The sequence below is a fragment of the Pseudoalteromonas arctica A 37-1-2 genome (assembly GCF_000238395.3).
Lineage (GTDB): Bacteria > Pseudomonadota > Gammaproteobacteria > Enterobacterales > Alteromonadaceae > Pseudoalteromonas > Pseudoalteromonas arctica.
This window is the reverse complement of record NZ_CP011025.1, coordinates 2,507,625-2,521,616: the sequence shown is the minus strand read 5'-3', so window position 1 is coordinate 2,521,616 and position 13,992 is coordinate 2,507,625. Positions and strand designations below refer to the sequence as shown.

The window sequence follows — 13,992 nt, the reverse complement described above, 5'->3', positions numbered from 1 at the left end:
AATTACTACCTTTTATTGAGGCGGTTGATCTTTTTGTTTATTGAGGTTGCTCAATAGTTGCTTTACAAATAAGGGTGTTGTCGGTTTCTAAGTCTTCGCCCCATATGAATTTTGCGTTTTTATCCCAGTTAATATCGTCGTAACCGTCTTTTGGTCCTACATCGGCAAAGTTGTGCTCTACTGCGTTAGCCCAGTTTGCGTTATCAAAGTTACTTTGTAGCCAGTTAGTTGGCGCTTCTTTTGACATAAATGTACAAACGCCTTCGCCCGCGACTGGGTTTGATTCGCTTTCGCATAATTTGTTAAGCGGCGCTTTGTGAAGTATTTCGCATTTAAAGCTTTGATCGCTTACGGCAACTACTTTATTTGTATCGGTGTCGGTAAGTTGCATAATAAAACCGCCATCACCCATTTGCTGATTTTTAGCACCGATGTATTCAAGCCCAGTGTCGTTTTGCTTAAAGTCTTTAATTATTAAATTAAGCTCAATAGGGTAGTTTGCAGAAAACGTAATGCTTTCGGCATTAAATGAACGCTCTGTGGTTATAGGCACCGAATCTTCAACAAGTAACTGCTCGCCTATGTAGGCTGTAAACCAGTTATCAGCCCATGCTTCTAGCTTTAAGTTATGCTTGCCTGTAATGGCAGAATTTGTATTTTGCTTAGTGACTGTAGGAGTAAGATGATTTGGTTGCGGACCTCTACAAAATGTACCTGTTTGAACTTTGCCACCATTACTGATAGTTTTTTGTTTAAAGCTATAGCAGTCTTTTCCCTGTGATGCAGGGCTGTAGGTAGTAAAGTAGTTTTCACCTTTGTATGAATAGCTCATTGTACGGCTGGCGTTTTCAGAGATTGTGTGCGTTAAGTTTTCAACGCCTCCTTGTGGCGGGCGCAAGGAGGCTCTTATACCTTGAGTATCGCCACTAAGTGGTAACACTCTTGGTAATTTTGCGGTATCTACTTCACCTACTAAGCACTGAATAATATACGGCGGTGTAGCTGATGTTTGGTAGCGATAGCCAAATGTGTCGTCGGTTTGTCCGTTACATATATCAAGGTCACCTTTGGCAATTGCACTGCCGTCTGGGTTTTTACTGCCATACAGCGGGTAACCATCGTAAGCCCAACCAATAATGGCATCGCTTGATTGGTTTTTCATTGTGTCAATCATACACGTTGGCGATACATGATAGTGGTAGTCATCACCTCGTCCTGCGTGTCCGCCACATATATCTAACTGTCCGAGTGCTAACGTGTCGTGTTTTTCATCGTAGCTATTTACGTCCAGTTCACCTTGCGAAGAATAGTCGTATATTGGTACGCCATTAACAGCAACACCTACGGCTGCATCAACTGTTGTTATTGTTTTTGCTTTTTTAGGATTTAGCTTTATAGGTGCGGCGTAGTCTTTAGCTGGAACAGGTATTTGCTCGTTAGTACCTGTAATACCAGTCATTACGTCATGATCAGGGTAAGTAGATGAGGCAATATAAGCATATTGTTCATCGCACGTAACAGATACGCTTTGCTCAAACCCTGCATTGCTTACTGATTGTGTAATAGCATCACAACGGGGTGATTTTACGTTAGCGGTTAAATATGATTTATCAGGCTTTGGTTGCTCGTTTGGTGTTGGTTTTGAATCCGGTTTTTGCTCGGCGCTATTAGCGCTTCGCGAGTATTTAACCGTCATACTTGCAGTATCGAGAGTAATATCTTTTACAGCGGCGAGTAATGCTGAGCGATCTACTTTTGTATCACTGTTAAAGGTAACCGGTGCAGATAACGCGTACACAGTATAAGTATAGCTTTTTTCACCTGGGCCTTTAGAGCAAGGCGGCGCATATTGGTTTAAATCGTTTACGCTATTAGAGCCTACTTCACCGAGAGTTTCGCCCGCTTTAATTTGTGTTTTATCGGCGGCAATATTGTACATGGTCCAATACCAATGCATTCCCTCTGGCGCTTTATGATCCATAATTAACGCATAATATTTGGTTGTGTTAGGTGCACCGCTCCAGTTAAGTGGAGGGCTAATGCTTTGCCCATCGCACGTATAAGTAATAGGCAAGTTACCGCCATCACTTACCTTTGAGCTTGTTAGAGTAAAATCATTGAGTTTTGATTGTTCAAGTGATTGGCTGTTTTGCTCGTTGCAGGCACTTAAGGTTAAGCAGCACAGTGCACTGAGTAAAAAGGCATGAGTATTTTTCATCATTTAAAAACTCCAAAGATTAAATTAACTTTTAAGAGTGTAGCTCTCAAATGTAGGGCAATTATGTAGTTTTAAATTTTTTTGTTTTTATTAAGGGCAGGCGTTAAGTTGTGAGCTGCTTACGGGGATAAAAGACTGGGTATGAAAGGAAATATTAACTTAAGTATGGCGTTATTTTCACTCAGTTAAATAACGCTAAAATCCTTATTTTAAATAAGGATTTTCTCCCATTGCGACGACCACACAAAAAATTCTTAAATCTAACTCTAGCTGGTGATAACTCGGCTCCATATGGCAGCAAAGTTGATAAAAGCCTTTGTTATGGTCTTTTTCTTTAAAGTGGGCGAGCTCATGTACCACTAACGCTTTTAATAACGGCTCGGGAGCGCGCAGTAAGTCGCTGTTTATCGCTAAATCGTGCTTACGGGTTTTACCTTGCATTCGATACGTATGTGTACCGAGTGCATTGGTGACCATATCGCCTTGCTTTTTAAAAGCAGCGCGCCCAAATGGTGGCGCATTTTTTAAATACTGTTTTTTAAGCTCGGTTGCATAGCTATAAAGTAGTTTATCGCTAGTAATGGTATGTGCTTGCGGGTACTTTTTAAGTAAGTAGTCACATAGCTTTTTGTTATTTATAAGGCTTAATACTTGCTCAACAATGTTAGCTGGGTAGCCGGTAAAGTAACGTGCGTATTCACTCATTATTATTTCTCTGTCGTTTTACTTTTAGAAAAGTGCTTGCTGGTGGGCTTCTTTTTCGCCAGTAAATGGGTTTAATGCTTTGTGATTATAACCAAGGTCCTTACAAAACTGCCTGGCTAATAAAGGTGCTTCTCGGTTATCTGCCGTATGAAAAAACACATAAGGTGTTTTTCCTTCATCAAGCCATTGTTTTACTTTACTTAGCCACGGTTTATAAAAGGGTTTATAGTCGTTTTCTAAGTCAGCTATTACAAAGCGCGCCATGGGCTCTGAGCCAGTAGCTATTGCATGTACCGGTAAGTGGGGTTTTTTTTGCTGTGCATCTATTAGCGCTTCGGTTGTTGGTTTTACCGCAAATAGGGCGCGAGTATCCATCGATATACGATTTATGTTGTTTGCTATTAATAACTGATTAAGCGCTATTTCGGCTTCGCCCTTTTGAAAAAACGCAGTATGACGTACCTCTACACCGTAATTAACCTCTTTTGGTAATAGGCTAATAAATTGTGCGAGTTTGGGTAAGTCACCAGGACCAAATGCTTTAGGTAATTGCAGCATGATTTGCCCGGTTTTTTCTAAAATAGGGGAGAACAAGTTTAGCCAATCAGTAAGCTCGGTTTGAACATTAGTTAGATGCAGCTCGTGGCTAAAGCGACGATTAAACTTAAAAGTAAATTTAAAATCTTCGGGTACGCTGTTTGCCCATCGCAATACGGTGCTTGGCGCAGGATCAGCGTAAAAGCTGGTATTGCCTTCAACAGAGTTAAAGTGTTGTGCGTATTGGCTAAGCATATCGGCGTTTTTACATTGGCTTGAAAATAAATTGCCTTTCCATGCATTACTCGACCACTGCGGGCATCCAATATATAACATACAAACTAGCGCCTTATTATAAAGTGGCGATAGTGTAGCAAATAACAAAACGAGCTGCTGTAAATTCAGGGGCAAAAGCGGCACACGCCCTAGCATCTTAATGTTAGTTGAGTATAATGCAGGGCTTAATTTGATTATTTTTAGATTGCTAGCGGCTTTATTTGTATTGTGGTGACCTGTTTTTTAAATCACACGCCTTAAAACAAATAAGTTTAGCCGTTTAAGCCTTTTATCTGACAGGAAAACTATGCGCTCTATATATTGCGGACAGCTAAATAAAACTCACGTAGATCAAGAAGTTGAACTATGTGGCTGGATCAACAAACGACGTGACCTTGGTGGACTTATCTTTGTCGATTTACGCGATAGAGAAGGTTTAGTACAAGTTGTATTCGACTCTGACATTGAAGAGTTAATGAGTTCGGCTAACACACTTCGCCAAGAATTTTGTGTTCAGTTAAAAGGTATTGTTCGCGCACGCCCAGACAGCCAAGTAAATAAAGACATGGCAACAGGGGAGATCGAAATTTTAGGTAAAGAGCTTAATATTATTAACCGCTCTGAGCCATTACCGCTTGATTTTAACCAAGTAAACTCTGAAGAGCGTCGTTTAAAATACCGCTACCTAGACCTACGTCGTCTAGAAATGAGTGACCGTATTAAATTACGCGCTAAAGCAAGCAGCTTTGTTCGTCGCTTTTTAGATGAAAACGGCTTTTTAGACATCGAAACACCTGTACTTACTAAAGCAACGCCAGAAGGTGCGCGCGATTATTTAGTACCAAGCCGCGTTCACAAAGGTAGTTTTTACGCTTTACCACAGTCTCCACAGTTATTTAAGCAATTGTTGATGATGTCGGGTTTTGACCGTTACTACCAAATTGTTAAATGTTTCCGTGATGAAGATTTACGTGCCGATCGCCAACCAGAATTTACCCAAATAGATATAGAAACCTCGTTCATGAGCTCTGATCAAGTACGTGGTATGACTGAAAAAATGATCCGCGAGATGTGGCAAACATTACTAAACGTTGATTTAGGCGATTTTCCAATCATGCCTTACAGCGAGGCAATGAGCCTTTACGGTTCTGATAAGCCAGATTTACGTAACCCAATGAAATTGGTTGATGTTGCAGATTTAGTTAAAGACGTAGAGTTTAATGTTTTCTCAGGTCCGGCTAACGACGAAAAAGGTCGCGTTGCTGTGTTAACTGTACCGGGTGGCGCTAAGCTTTCTCGTAAACAGCTTGACGATTACACTAAGTTTATTGGTATTTACGGCGCTAAAGGCATGGCGTGGATGAAAGTAAACGACCACGCTGCAGGCGCTGAGGGTGTTCAATCACCAGTAGCTAAGTTTTTAAGCGAAGACGTAATTACTAAATTACTTGAGCGTACTAATGCTCAGTCTGGCGATATCATTTTATTTGGTGCCGATAAGCGCAACACAGTAAATGAAGCAATGGGAGCACTGCGCGTTAAAATTGGTGTTGATTTAGAAATCACTAACCTTAATAGCTGGGCACCACTTTGGGTTGTAGACTTCCCAATGTTTGAAGAAGATGACGAAGGCACATTACATGCTGTACATCATCCATTCACTGCACCAAAAGACATTAACGCCAGTGAGCTTGAAGCAAACCCAGCAGCAGCTATTTCAGATGCCTACGATATGGTATTAAACGGCTACGAAGTTGGTGGCGGTTCGGTACGTATTCATAATGCAGATATGCAAGAAACTGCATTTAGAATTTTAGGTATTAACGAGCAAGAGCAACAAGACAAGTTTGGCTTTTTACTTGATGCACTTAAATACGGCACACCACCACATGCTGGTTTAGCATTTGGGCTTGACCGTTTAGCAATGCTTTTATGTGGTACCGATAACATTCGTGACGTTATTGCTTTCCCTAAAACAACACAAGCGTCGTGTTTATTAACCAACGCGCCAAGCAAACCTAACCTTGACTCGTTAGCTGAGCTTGCAATTAGTGTTGTAGAAAAAGAAGTATCAAGCGAAGAGTAATTTTTGCTTAGCTTTTAAGCTAATTTTAAAAACCCTTAAGTTATATGCTTGAGGGTTTTTTTGTGGTTAAATTTAAAGCAGTTTAAAGGTTTGTGCCGATTGCTATTATCCATATTGAAAAGGAGTTCTTATGTCGTTTCATCTAACCTTATTTGGTGAGTTTTTAGCTTTTTTTATTATATTATGTATCCCTATTTTTGCTGTAATTAGCTACAAAATAGGTAAGCGTAAAAGTACTATGCCGGGTGTTTTAGCGTTTGTGGGTGGCTGTTTTGCGCTATTTCCATTTTTTGGTTTGATTTTTATTGCAGTGCTTGCGCTTAAAAAAGATTTACCTAAAAATAATGGCTACACGGGTTAAATTTAATAGGTGAGTTGTGTTGTTAAGTAACAATAACCAGTATTTTGATGAACAATTTAATGCTTTACAGTACGCAGAGCAGCTAACTGAAAACTCTGAATTTGAAGAGTGTACGTTTACCGATTGTGACTTTTCAGGCGGGCAGTTTAAAAATTGCCGATTTATAGAATGTAGTTTTAAAAACTGTAATTTATCGTCACTAAAATGGAACTACAGTTCGCTTGAAAATGTAAATTTTAGCCACTGTAAATTAAATAGTTTGCAATGGGCTGATGTAGATTGGCCAGCGCTTAGTATTAACGCACCGGTGAGTTTTAATTATTGCGAGCTCAGTAATAGCTCTTTTTTTGAATTAACTCTTAAAGCCCTCAAACTAACACATTGCCTTGCCAAAAATGTTGATTTTAGACATGCTGACTTAAGTGGTAGTGAATTTACAGGAACAGATTTTCGCGATAGTGAGTTTTTTCAAACTAACTTAACAAAATGTGATTTTGTAGGTGCCACGGCGTTTAATATAGATTTGAATAATAATGTTTTAGCGAATGCTAAGTTTGATCGCTTTGAAGCACTTAATTTGCTTACCAGCCTTAATATAGAGCTGTGTGATTAATTTAGTTTAATATGATTACATATCTAGAAGCGACAGCTTGGCTGGGCTTCTAGATACTGCGTGACTGCGTAATTAACGGCTTGGGCCATTTTTATTACGTGCACTGGCAAGCTGTCTTGCGATTTCCAATAACGCTGGTGAAATATCTTCAGCGCCATCTTTAATTAGTTTTGTAACGTCACCTGACGAAAACAAACCGTCACGTGGTGATTTAATACCTAACTCACGAACAAAATCCTTCGTTTTACCTGTGCTGCCTGTTTCAATAAACTTAAAAATAATACGTTCATTGTTGTTTTTAGCAGGTGCTTTTAGTGTTTCGATTTCGTCATGTATTGCCGTTAGTTTGTCTTCTAGGATTTCTATACGTTCTTGAATGCTATTGTATGATTTCATTTATTGGATCTTTTACTAAATATATTTAAACAATGGCGGCTATTATCGCATAGTTTGACAATAGAGAATGCAAAGCTATAAAGTAAAAGTTATTTTTAATTAAAAACAATAATTTATATAAATTTAAATATGCAAAAAACACTTAAAAAGCTTTTTATATTAAGCGCACTAGCTCTAAGTACATCAGTTATAAGCACATCAGTAATAGGCGCAACAAGCTATGCAAACGATGGCGTTATAACTGATGAAAGCCGCAATCGCACTATTCCTATCAATATTACATTACCAAGTAACAATGCTAAGTGTACAGCTCAAGTAAAATGCTCTGTAGCGTTTATTAATGCGGGCTACGGGATTAGCCATAACGAATATACGTTTGTTAGTAATGCGTTTAGTCAGCGTGGATATTTAACAGTAGCCGTTGCACATGAATTAAAAACCGACCCTGACCTTAATCGTGAGCAACCTTATTTAACCACTCGTATGGAAAACTGGCATCGTGGCGTAGTGACGCTTAAGTTTTTAGTTAATGAGCTATCGAGTGAATACCCAGCGTATGATTTTACAAAACTCACCTTATTTGGGCACTCAAACGGCGGGGATATTTCGTCATTATACGGCTCTATTTACCCCAATGAAGTTAGCACTATTATTACGTTCGATCATCGCCGCATGTTGATCCCACGCGATAAAAACATTCGCGTACTTACACTTCGCGGTAGTGATTACCCAGCTGATGCGAATGTGTTGTTAAACGATTCAGAGCTGGATAAGTTTCCTGTTACACAAACACTAATAGAAAAATCTCGCCATAACGATATGTACGATGGCGGGCCAAAATGGCTGGTGGACAGAATGAGTAAAGAAGTAGAGGGATTTTTAGATAGTAAAAATTAGGTTTATAAAAGTTAAATCACAGCGCAGTGTTACCTGCGCTATATTAATTTTACGGCAGTTATTCTACCAGTTCACTTACAATAACTGGGTTATTATGTAGTGTTTTATGCACAGGGCATTTGTCGGCTATTTCGAGTAAACGCTGGCGTTGTGGCTCTGTTAAGTCGCCACGTAAGGTGATTTTACGGGTAATTGCTTCAAGGTTACCTGTTTGCTCACAATCGTCGCAATCTTTGTTGTAATCGCGAGTGTGATCAAGCTCTACTTTTACATGCTCCAGTGGTAAGTTTTTACGTGTAGCGTACATACGCAGTGTCATGGCCGTACAGGCACCAAGCCCCGCTAATAAGTGATGATACGGATCAGGACCTAAGTTTTTACCACCTACTTTTATTGGCTCATCTGCAAGCCAAGTATGATCTTTTGTACTTACGTGCTGAGTAAATACATGGTCTTTTTCTTCAACGAGTACATTGCCACCCGTTAAACTTGCCGTGTATTTAGTTTTGTCGTACTTAACATAACGGTTTGCCCACGTTGCAATTATTTGTGCTGCGTAGTCGGCATCGTTTTTATTTGTTAAAAGGTGATCGGCGTTATCTAGGCTAATAAAGCTTTTAGGATGCTTGGCTGATGCATAAATTTTTTCAGCTTCACTAATATTTACCGTCGCATCAATAGGGGAGTGCATTACTAATAATGCGCGCTTAAGTTTACTTATGTGGCTTTTATCGTACTTGGCTATATCGTCAATAAATTGCTTTTTAATGGTAAATTCACGGCCGGCTAAGTTTACTTTAGCTTCACCTGCTGCGTTAATTTCATCAAGGTGTGCTTCAAAATTATGCGCTACGTGCTGCGCATCTGACGGTGCACCAATGGTTGTAATAGCCGATACTTCAAGAATATGCTCCGCAGCAGCAAGAACGGCAGCCCCGCCTAAACTGTGGCCAATGAGTAGTTGCGGCGCCGCAAAATGCTCACGTAAATGATTTGCCGCAGATACTAAATCTTGAATGTTTGATGAAAAGTTACTGTTAGCAAAGTCGCCATCGCTATTACCTAAACCGGTAAAGTCGAAACGTAGTACGGCAATGCCTTGTTGTGTTAAAGCTCGGCTAATACGAGTGGCTGCTGCAATGTCTTTACCGCAGGTAAAGCAGTGTGCAAATAGCGCGTAAAACTTAACGTCACCAGAGGGAAGTTCAAGTTGGCCGGCAAGTTCTAAATCGCCGCTTTTAAAAGATACTTTTTGTCGCATGGGGAGCCTTATTTACACAAATAAAATATATTATATTAGGGCGTGTTGACCGTTGTGGATTGAAATTTGTTCAATCTAGGGGCGATTTAATCGCGGCGCGAGGTTTGTAACCTAGTGGACTAAGTAAAAACCGAGCAAAGCTTCCGCGTCCTGCTCACGCCCCTTACCTACATCCATGTAGGCAACAAAGAGTTAATCGTCCCTAGAAAGAACCCAAAGGGTAGCGCATGTTTGGCATTTATGCTGCGTTATCGCCTACTTATGGGGAACAACCACACATCACAGGCTCTGCCTTGCTTAAATACCAAACAGTCTGCTACAAATTCACCTACCAAAGGTCAGCACGCCCTAGTAGACCATATATAAGCACTAAACCTTGCAAATTCAACGTTTTTTTATAAGTTGATCTTGATCAAGCCAAGTGGCGGTGACTATGCTTTGCGGACATATGTCCTTATGTTTTTGAGGTCATTTGTCTATCCTCGCATAGCGCTATAATGAAGGCTTTGCTACTTTATATAAGTAATTTAGCACTATTAAAAGCAACTCACTTCACACAACCTATTCACTGGAACGTACAATGCAATTACCTACTGTTGATTATAAAGCTCCCGATGCGGCTGCACAATTTGTTGAATCGTTAAGAAATACTGGATTTGGCGTTTTAAAAAACCACCCAATCCCACAGTCTTTAGTTGAGTCTATTTACAAAAATTGGCAAGACTTTTTTAACTCAGAGCAAAAGCACGACTTTTTATTCTCTAAAGACACTCAAGACGGTTACTTTCCGCCTTCAGTATCTGAAGTAGCGAAAGGCTTTACAATAAAAGACATTAAAGAGTACTTCCATGTGTACCCTAAAGGTCGCGTTCCTGCAGAGCTTGAAGCTGATGTACGTGAATACTACCGTTTAGCAAGTGAATTTGCTGGCACATTGTTAAGCTGGGTTCAGGCTGAATCTCCGGCTGATGTACGTGCTAAGTTTTCGATTGATTTAAAAGACATGATTGCAGGCTCTGAGCAAACATTGTTACGTATCCTACATTATCCACCAATGACGGGTGATGAAGAGCCTGGTGCTATTCGCGCAGCAGCCCATGGCGATATTAACCTATTGACTGTATTACCAGCTTCTAATGAGCCTGGTTTACAAGTTCAAAAAACAGATGGCGGTTGGTTAGACGTGCCATGTGATTTTGGCAGCTTAATTATTAATATCGGCGACATGCTACAAGAAGCGTCGGGCGGATATTTTCCATCGACGATTCACCGTGTAATTAATCCAACGGGTAAAGCATCTACTAAATCGCGTATTTCACTACCGTTATTTTTACACCCGCATCCAGATGTTGTGCTTTCAGAGCGCTACACGGCAGATAGCTACTTGCAAGAACGCTTGCGCGAGCTCGGTGTTAAGTAACTCTTATACTTAGAGTAATTAAGTATAAACAAAAAACGGCTTATGGCCGTTTTTTGCATTTTTAAGCAACTTGAGCACAGGTTTAATTTTATTAAGCTATGCTCAATTGCTCGCAACGTAAATAATGGCATGCATTCTTAGCTACTACAGGTATAATGCGCGCAACTGGCTAACGTAGCCTAATTTAAAAGAGAGTTTATATGAGTTTTGAAGGTTTAGGTTTATCACAGTCTTTGGTTAATGCGGTTTTAGAAAAGGGCTATGAAACGCCAACGCCGATTCAGGCTCAAGCAATTCCTGCAATTATTGAACGCCGTGATGTTATGGCAGCAGCGCAAACAGGTACAGGTAAAACAGCGGGTTTTACATTGCCACTTATTGAGCGTTTGTCGTCTGGCCCTAAAGCTAAAAGTAACCACGTACGTGCACTTATTTTAACGCCTACGCGTGAGCTTGCTTTGCAAGTAAGCGAAAACGTTGAAGAGTACGCTAAGCATTCAGATGTGAGCTCATTTGTAGTTTACGGTGGCGTTAAAATTAACCCACAAATGCAGCGTCTTCGTAAAGGTGTTGATATTTTAGTAGCAACGCCGGGTCGTTTAATCGACTTACATAATCAAAATGCAGTTAAATTTGATAGCGTTGAAGTGCTTGTACTCGATGAAGCTGACCGCATGTTAGACATGGGCTTTATTCACGACATTAAACGCTTAATTGCTAAAATGCCTGCTAAACGTCAAAACTTGATGTTTTCGGCTACATTTTCTGACGAAATTCGTGCATTAGCAAAAGGGTTAATTAATGATCCTGTTGAAATTTCAGTTGCTGCAAAAAATACCACTGCAAAAAGTGTTACTCAGTGTGTTTATGCGGTAGATAAAACACGTAAAACAGCATTGCTAAGCCACTTGATTCGCACTAACGATTGGCAACAAGTGTTAGTGTTTAGCCGTACAAAGCACGGTGCTAACCGCTTAGTTAAACAACTAGAGCGAGATGATATTGTAGGCGCGGCTATCCATGGTAATAAATCACAAGGCGCACGTGTTAAAGCACTTGATGGTTTTAAAAGTGGTGAAGTACGCGTACTAGTAGCAACAGACATTGTTGCACGTGGTTTAGACATTGTTGAATTACCGCATGTTGTTAACTACGACTTACCAAACGTATATGAAGATTACGTTCACCGTATTGGCCGTACAGGCCGTGCTGGTGCATCGGGTCATGCGATTTCGTTTGTAACAACAGAAGATGCTGTTGATTTATACGGTATTGAACGCTTTATTGGTGAGCTTATCCCACGTGCTGAAGAAGACGGTTTTGAGCCTATTAACCCAGTAGCTGAACGCGCATTAGATGCTCGCCCACTGCCGGCTAAAAAGCCTAAGAAAAAACAGCCTTTTAATAAGCCTAAATCTGATAGCAGCAAGCCTAACAGCAAAAAGCCAAATAATGGTGGTAATGGTACCGGCCCACGCCGTGGTGGTTCTAAAAAACCAGCAGCTAAAACAGATGACAGCACACAAAACCCATGGGCAAAGCGTGAATCTGTTGGCGGTAATGGCCAACGCCGTCGTCGCACAAATAACGATTAATGATCATATTGGCGTTTAATTAATTTAGAACTTGGTTAAAGGCTGATACAAAAAACGCGCTCTCTTCTTTTGAATAAATAGAAGCAGCGCGTTTTTTATTGTCTGTAATTTGTACTTACTGTATTGCCTACCTGATTAAATAGTTAATACCCAAGCCGACAAATAAAGTCACACTTACGCTAAGTAGTGTGCCGAGCATAACGTACTCGGTAAGTTTTTTATCTTTGCTTGCACTTAAATCGCCAAACCTAAATACTGACTTTGCCGCAAGTAAAAAGCCAAGCCCTGCAAATTGGTCAAGCAATATAAAGCTCAGCATAAGTACGCGTTCCAACATACCAATGCTTTGCCCTGCAAGCGGTAAGCTACCAGTACTTGAAAAGTTACTTGTTAAACGCTCTAACATCATTCTTATAAATACGGCGCTGGGACTTAAAATAATTAAATAACCGCATACCACCCACAGTATTTTGGGATCAGTGAGCATATTATTAATTGCAGCCATAAAGCTATTGTTATCAGTTAGCCAAATACTGAGCGCAATAATAACGAGTATGTGCGCTATTTGATCTAGTAAAAAAGGCACCACGCCTTTATTAGAATACGATTTAGCTATATCAATAAAGTAATGGCTCAGCATAATGCTCGCCGTGGCAATTAAAACACTGCTTAGTTGCTGCCACCCGAATGTGTATTCCCACACGGTAATAATGAGTGCACTTGTTACACCATGCACTAGTACATGAAAATAAAGCTTACTGGCTTTAAAGTGACGGGTATTTCTGTCGTTTACCCAACTCATAGGTTGCCAGTAAAAATCAGCGAGTAAGTGGCCAATAATAAGCGCGACCAGTAAAAGTGAAAACTCCATTATTCACCTCCTTTAATTATATTTTTTATAACGTGTTGTGTGTGCTTAATAAAGCGTTCTATAAGTTGGTAGTGCGCTAAATTTAGTAGTTTTGTTACATTTTCGCGACTTGTTTTAAGCTCTTTAGCCAGTGCCGCGTGGCTGTTGTCTGATGATGTTAAATAGACATACAGGGCATTTGCTTGTTTTTGCGTGATTTTAGTGAGTAATACGTCAGCAAAGGCTAAATTAAGATTTAAGCTTTCATCAAGCTGCTGCTCATTAATATTAAAAACAAAGCGTTGATTACCTATTTTATCAAGGCCTTGCCCCGAAAGGGTAAAAGCAGAACCGGTTGCTGTTTTTATATCGCTGCGTGGGTTATCTATTTGCCCAAGTGCCAAGCTTTGCCGTAGCTCATAACCTGACGATTTAAGGTGTAAATATACAAGTATGGCATTTTTAAAAAGGAGCTCAGGATTATTAACTTGTAACTGAAAGGCATCGCCTCGGTATATATTCCAAAGTGTTTGCTCCCCCGAAATGTTTCGCAAACTTTGCTCTAGTTGATAAAGCATGGCATCGTATTGCTGCTTAGGGATTGTTTGCGATTTAATAATATCGCCGCTGATCACACCAATCATAAAAATCTCAAAATGGTTACTTTTTAATATGTAACCAATATTGGTTACATAAGGGTATGTAACTAATTTAGGTTACTTAAATATAAATTGCAAGGTACACTTATTTTATAACGTTACTTTTATTGCTATTAAT

At 40.0% G+C, this 13,992-nt stretch carries 13 protein-coding genes; 6 read left to right on the top strand and 7 right to left on the bottom strand.

Annotated elements, in window-relative coordinates; all coding sequences use genetic code 11:
* Positions 1-37 precede the first annotated feature (37 nt).
* The 3 genes from PARC_RS11290 to PARC_RS11280 form a co-directional block, all read right to left on the bottom strand.
* On the bottom strand, positions 38-2,221 hold the full coding sequence (locus PARC_RS11290) for a YbhB/YbcL family Raf kinase inhibitor-like protein (protein WP_010555324.1): 2,184 nt from the start codon (positions 2,219-2,221) through the stop codon (positions 38-40).
* A 201-nt stretch (positions 2,222-2,422) separates the two neighbouring features.
* Complete coding sequence (locus PARC_RS11285) at positions 2,423-2,923, bottom strand: M48 metallopeptidase family protein (protein ID WP_010555323.1); 501 nt, start codon at positions 2,921-2,923, stop codon at positions 2,423-2,425.
* Between the two features lie 24 nt (positions 2,924-2,947).
* The gene (locus tag PARC_RS11280; RefSeq protein ID WP_010555322.1) at positions 2,948-3,796 is read right to left on the bottom strand and encodes a DUF72 domain-containing protein; all 849 of its coding nucleotides are present in this window, start codon (positions 3,794-3,796) and stop codon (positions 2,948-2,950) included.
* A 247-nt stretch (positions 3,797-4,043) separates the two neighbouring features.
* Between PARC_RS11280 and aspS the strand changes: the two genes are divergently transcribed.
* From aspS to PARC_RS11265, 3 genes are all read left to right on the top strand, one after another.
* A complete protein-coding gene (aspS, locus tag PARC_RS11275) occupies positions 4,044-5,822 on the top strand; it encodes an aspartate--tRNA ligase (RefSeq protein WP_010555321.1) in 1,779 nt (592 codons plus the stop codon).
* Positions 5,823-5,952: 130 nt separating this feature from the next.
* Positions 5,953-6,183 carry a hypothetical protein gene (locus tag PARC_RS11270; RefSeq protein WP_010555320.1) on the top strand — a complete coding sequence of 77 codons (231 nt, stop codon included), beginning with the start codon at positions 5,953-5,955 and terminating at the stop codon, positions 6,181-6,183.
* Positions 6,184-6,199: 16 nt separating this feature from the next.
* Positions 6,200-6,796 (top strand): pentapeptide repeat-containing protein, encoded by a 597-nt coding sequence (locus PARC_RS11265; RefSeq protein ID WP_033012664.1) that lies wholly within the window; start codon positions 6,200-6,202, stop codon positions 6,794-6,796.
* Positions 6,797-6,868: 72 nt separating this feature from the next.
* Here PARC_RS11265 and PARC_RS11260 read toward each other — a convergent pair whose 3' ends face one another.
* Entirely contained in the window at positions 6,869-7,192 is a 324-nt protein-coding gene (locus PARC_RS11260) for a hypothetical protein (RefSeq protein ID WP_010555318.1), read from the bottom strand.
* A gap of 129 nt (positions 7,193-7,321) precedes the next feature.
* Between PARC_RS11260 and PARC_RS11255 the strand changes: the two genes are divergently transcribed.
* Entirely contained in the window at positions 7,322-8,089 is a 768-nt protein-coding gene (locus PARC_RS11255; protein WP_010555317.1) for an alpha/beta hydrolase, read from the top strand.
* Between the two features lie 58 nt (positions 8,090-8,147).
* Here PARC_RS11255 and PARC_RS11250 read toward each other — a convergent pair whose 3' ends face one another.
* Entirely contained in the window at positions 8,148-9,350 is a 1,203-nt protein-coding gene (locus tag PARC_RS11250; RefSeq protein WP_010555316.1) for a bifunctional alpha/beta hydrolase/OsmC family protein, read from the bottom strand.
* 580 nt (positions 9,351-9,930) lie between these two features.
* On the opposite strand from PARC_RS11250, the gene PARC_RS11245 reads away from it, so the two are divergent.
* On the top strand, positions 9,931-10,770 hold the full coding sequence (locus PARC_RS11245) for an isopenicillin N synthase family dioxygenase (RefSeq protein ID WP_007586986.1): 840 nt from the start codon (positions 9,931-9,933) through the stop codon (positions 10,768-10,770).
* 200 nt (positions 10,771-10,970) lie between these two features.
* Complete coding sequence (locus PARC_RS11240; RefSeq protein ID WP_010555315.1) at positions 10,971-12,365, top strand: DEAD/DEAH box helicase; 1,395 nt, start codon at positions 10,971-10,973, stop codon at positions 12,363-12,365.
* Between the two features lie 127 nt (positions 12,366-12,492).
* On the opposite strand, the gene PARC_RS11235 is transcribed toward PARC_RS11240, so the two are convergent.
* The gene (locus tag PARC_RS11235; protein ID WP_010555314.1) at positions 12,493-13,236 is read right to left on the bottom strand and encodes a DUF3307 domain-containing protein; all 744 of its coding nucleotides are present in this window, start codon (positions 13,234-13,236) and stop codon (positions 12,493-12,495) included.
* Positions 13,236-13,859, bottom strand: a complete 624-nt coding sequence (locus tag PARC_RS11230) for a hypothetical protein (RefSeq protein WP_010555313.1) — start codon at positions 13,857-13,859, stop codon at positions 13,236-13,238. Before PARC_RS11230 ends, PARC_RS11235 begins: the two co-directional genes overlap by 1 nt.
* Positions 13,860-13,992: the final 133 nt, after the last annotated feature.